Annotated in this window: 4 protein-coding genes and 1 pseudogene; 4 read left to right on the top strand and 1 reads right to left on the bottom strand. The window is 60.9% G+C overall.

What is annotated here, in order from left to right:
* Positions 1-6 precede the first annotated feature (6 nt).
* On the top strand, positions 7-1,149 hold the full coding sequence (locus JWR14_RS00480; protein WP_299699459.1) for a glycosyltransferase family 4 protein: 1,143 nt from the start codon (positions 7-9) through the stop codon (positions 1,147-1,149).
* A gap of 151 nt (positions 1,150-1,300) precedes the next feature.
* Positions 1,301-2,635 (top strand): glycosyltransferase WbuB, encoded by a 1,335-nt coding sequence (locus JWR14_RS00475; protein ID WP_299699456.1) that lies wholly within the window; start codon positions 1,301-1,303, stop codon positions 2,633-2,635.
* A 132-nt stretch (positions 2,636-2,767) separates the two neighbouring features.
* Here the strand turns inward: JWR14_RS00475 and JWR14_RS00470 are convergent, their stop codons facing one another.
* Positions 2,768-3,226 carry a hypothetical protein gene (locus JWR14_RS00470; protein WP_299699453.1) on the bottom strand — a complete coding sequence of 153 codons (459 nt, stop codon included), beginning with the start codon at positions 3,224-3,226 and terminating at the stop codon, positions 2,768-2,770.
* A gap of 398 nt (positions 3,227-3,624) precedes the next feature.
* Here JWR14_RS00470 and JWR14_RS00465 point away from each other — a divergent pair.
* Positions 3,625-3,795, top strand: a pseudogene (locus JWR14_RS00465) (putative colanic acid biosynthesis acetyltransferase); the annotation flags it as partial.
* Positions 3,796-3,937: 142 nt separating this feature from the next.
* Positions 3,938-4,311, top strand: a 374-nt coding sequence (locus tag JWR14_RS00460; protein ID WP_299699450.1) for an FAD-dependent monooxygenase, incomplete at its 3' end; no start/stop codon positions are given.

The following is a 4,311-nucleotide window of genomic DNA, read 5'->3' as shown; positions in this document are numbered from 1 at the left end:
TACAAAATGAACGCTTCGGTCACCATTTTTCATAACGTCGTATGGTCACGGCACAAGGGCGCGGTGTTGTCCGCGCTGCACAATATATCCGGGTCCGGAACGATCAAGTATTCAATGGTTCAGATTGCCGACACGGAGCATGACCGCATTGGCTTCTCTGATGTGGACTATTCGTTCCACAGCTATCCGATGCGCAAGCTTTTTAATGGCTGCTATGAAGACGTGTCGACCTGGCGCATGACGGCTCGCCTCACGTGGGAAGTGCTGAAGGCGAAGACGGACCTCGTGGTGCTGCCGGGTTATCACCGTCCCGAGTACTGGGCCATGATGGCCGCGTGCATTTTGACGGGCAAACGTCGCGCCGTGTTCTGCGATTCGACGGCACGCGACCGGCCGCGCAGGATGTTGACGTCCATTCCGAAACGCGTGTTTTTCTCGCTATGCGACGGGTATTTCGGGTTCGGCGAACGCAGCCGCGAGTACTTGATGTCGCTTGGCGCGAAGCACGAAAAGATCTTCATCCCGTGCCAGGCCGCCGCACTGCCGCGATCGTTTTCGCCGGAGCGCGCGCTGCCGGACCGCTTGCACTATCGCGCCGGCAACAAGCCCATTTTCCTGTATGTCGGACGTCTGTCGCCGGAGAAGGGCATTGGCACGCTGATCGACGCGTTCCGCGGTTTGAAGGAACGGATTCCCAACGCAGCACTGCGCATTGTCGGCACCGGTCCCATGGGTGACGAACTCAAGGCGAAGGTGGCGTCAATGGGGCTGTCCGATTCCGTTACGTTCCTGGGCAGCTTGCAGGACGAACCGTTGTCGATCGAATACTTCAGCGCGACCTGCATGGTGTTGCCGAGCATGAGCGAGCCCTGGGGCCTGGTGGTCAACGAGGCGCTTAGCCACGGCTGTCCGTCGGTGGTGAGCGAGAGCTGCGGCTGCGTACCGGAACTGGTGATTGACGGGGTGTCGGGTTATGCGTTTCCGGCGGGCGACGTGCCTGCCATGCAACGCACGATGCTCAAGTCGATCGAGGCTTTCGCCGACACGGCAGGCGCGGCGAAGCAATGTATGGACGTGATCCAGCGTTTCGATCCGCCGTCTGCTGCAGCGAACATTGCGCGGGGCTGCGCGATGATGCTCAGCGACTGACCGTGGATCTTTGCGTCGGCCGATTGTTTCCAGAACCCGGAGGGGCACGCATGATCGCCGAAGCGCGATTGCGCGGGCGTGGTCCCGCGGCTGATGTTTCGCAAAAGTCCTTTCCGACGGGGCGTACTTGTCCGGCGGAAGTGGAGGCATGATGAGAATCCTTATCTACGGGCTCAACTACGCGCCCGAGTTGACGGGAACGGGCAAATACACCGCCGAGATGGCGGAGGCTTTGCAGCAGCAGGGGCACGACGTTCGCGTCGTGTGCGCGCCTCCGTATTATCCGGAATGGAAGATCGCAAAGGGTTATTCGGGATCGCGCGGTTCGCGCGAAACACGCAACCAGGTGCGCGTCTGGCGTTCGCCGTTGTGGGTGCCGGCCCGTCCGAGCGGTCTCAAGCGCATGATCCATCTCGCGTCATTTGCCGCGGCCTCGCTACCGGCGCTGGTCATGCAGGCGTGGTGGCGTCCCGACGTGGTGATGTCGATTGCGCCGACCATGCTCAATGCGCCGGCGGCACTGGCGCTCGCGGGTTTGACGGGCGCGCATTCATGGCTGCATATTCAGGATTTCGAAGTAGATGCCGCGTTCGATCTCGGCTTGCTCAAGGGCCAGCGTGCGGGACGCTTTGCGCGCCTGGTTGAAAGCGCTATTTTGCGTCGGTTTAACGTAGTTTCCACGATCTCGGCCAAGATGGCCGAGCGCGCGATTGCAAAGGGCGTTGCCCATTCCAATGTGTTCCACCTGCCGAACTGGGTGGATATCAGCGCGATCTATCCGCTTGATCGCGCGAACAAGTATCGCGATGAATTGAACATACCCGAGAGCGCGAAGGTCGTGCTTTACTCCGGCAACATGGGTGCGAAGCAGGGCATTGAAGTGCTGGCGGGCGCAGCGGTTACGCTGGCTGCACGCCAGGACATCGTGTTCGTGTTTTGCGGGAATGGCGCCACCAAGGCGGAGCTGGAGAAGTGCTGCGCGCATTTGTCCAACTGCCGGTTTATTCCGCTGCAACCCATGACGCGCCTGAACGAACTGCTCAATCTCGCCGATATCCACGTGCTCCCGCAACGCGGTGATGCGTCTGATCTCGTCATGCCGTCAAAACTCACGGGGATGTTCGCGAGCGGACGCGTGGTGATCGCCATGGCGCGTCCGGGCACTGAGCTTTTCAACATCGTGACGCCGCGCGGCGTGGTCGTGCCGCCAGAGAATGTGCAGGCCTTGTCCGATGCTATCGAGATGCTCGTGGCCGATCCGGAGCAGCGCGCCATCCTCGGCGCGGAAGGCCGTGCATTCGCGGAGCTGAATTTATCGCCGGGGTGGGTGCTCGGGCGACTCGATGAAAAGCTGCGTGTCTTAATGGGTGAACGCGCGGCAGGGCAGATGAGCGAACGCAAGGAAGCGAAGGCCGCAAGCGCGGCTAGCTCGTCGTCCAAGGCGAGTCCCGCCGTGAAACTGGTGGAGATCGAGAAGATCGATTGATCGATTGATCGATTGATCGTTGCGCTGCAGTGGCCGGATGCGGCTTGCGGTCCAGCGCAATCAGCTTGCTTCACTGCCCGTTCCACAGGCTTGTTGGAAGCAGGGCTCAACACACCCTCGACGTAACAATCCTTAATACGGAGATCGATAGATCTCCGTTGTTTTTTTGGCCGCCGGCTTGCCGCCGGTTGTGGTGTACACGGACCGTGCAGCGTCGTCAGGGGTGGCCGTGAGCGTGCCGCCTGCGCCCCTCGCTTGCTTGCGTGCGCCGGGCTTCATTGCCACCGAACCGGGTGCAACGAATGACGCGTTGGTTTGGGCCGGGTCCGCGTTGTTGGTCATCATCTTTTCAGCGGACGTGCTGGCACCGGCGCCCTTCGCGCGGTTGCCGCCGGGGGCCTGGCCATAGGGGTCTGCATAACCGGCTCCATAGGTGTCAGGTGCGCCCATCAGCTTCTCTTCGGCCGTGGCGTCGCGCGCGCCTGGGTTGGCTCCGGCTGCATGGGCAGAGGGCCATGCCAGGGACGCGGTGCTTGCGATCAGCAAGGCGAATACGCGATGAAGCGAGGGGTGGCGATTGATTGATTTCATGATGCGCTCCGCAGGTACGGCGAGTATGAAGATTGATTGTTATCCCAAAGCCGGCGTGGTGTCGAGCGGTTGCCACCCCTTGTTTCAAGGTAGCAAATCCTCGTGTGCGCGCTCATGCAGATACCGCCAAAAGTCTTTCCCTTGCGGCCATTAGTGGGCTGGCGCACGAGAACGTGAAGACCTATCGCAGATAATTGGTTCACGCGGCGCTGTTATGCAACGGGTTACGCAATACGCCGTACGGGCTCGGGGACCGGCAATCATGCTCAGAACAATCGACGAACCTTGCGTTGAGGACTAGGTGGCTACAGAAAAGACCATCCCCAGTCAGCGCCACCATCACAGTGCCCCGGGCACTGCCGAGGGGGCAGCGCGTTTCAATGGCGCGAGCACAGGCAGTGATTGAGCACGGTGCCTGGACTACATCGAAATGCGTGGCGTAAATGGGCGTGACCATCGTCCGCTCGACAGGGGTGATGCCGCTGTCGGTGGTGCATCGGTCACTGGGTGCAAAAGGCGTTGAGGGTGACAACCCGATGCGACTGGTGAGAAAGCGGTTCACCGCTTAAGCACGAGGATAGGGCGCCCCTGAAAAACCAGGGTTGGAATGGTGTCCCAGGCGCGTCGGGCGTTTCGAGAACGGTTGAGGACAGCGGAGAGCCGAACACAACAAGTGGGCGAAGCGCTGCACACGAGAGGGAGCACGGGGAAATGTTCATTGACAGCCGGAATGTTGAGCAGCGTGCGGTAATTGAAACGACGGTTTGTATCATCGGGGCGGGGGTCGCGGGGATCACGCTGGCGCTCGAAATGGACAAGCACGGTATCGATGCGGTTCTGCTGGAGAGCGGGGGCTACAAGCCGGACGATGCGACCCGCGATCTATATCGAGGCGAGAACGTCGGGATTCCGTATACGTACGCAGACGGCTGCCGCAGCCGCTTCCTGGGTGGCAGCAGCAATTGCTGGGGTGGCTGGTGCCGGCCGCTCGATTCATGGGACTTTGAAAAGCGCGACTGGGTGAAGGACAGCGGCTGGCCTTTCGGGCTCGACGAGTTGCGTCCGTACTATGCGCGCACGCATGC

Origin of the sequence: Caballeronia sp., from assembly GCF_028292365.1 — a bacterium.
GTDB lineage: Bacteria > Pseudomonadota > Gammaproteobacteria > Burkholderiales > Burkholderiaceae > Caballeronia.
The sequence above is the reverse complement of the archived record's forward strand: the minus strand, read 5'-3'. Positions and strand labels throughout refer to the sequence as shown.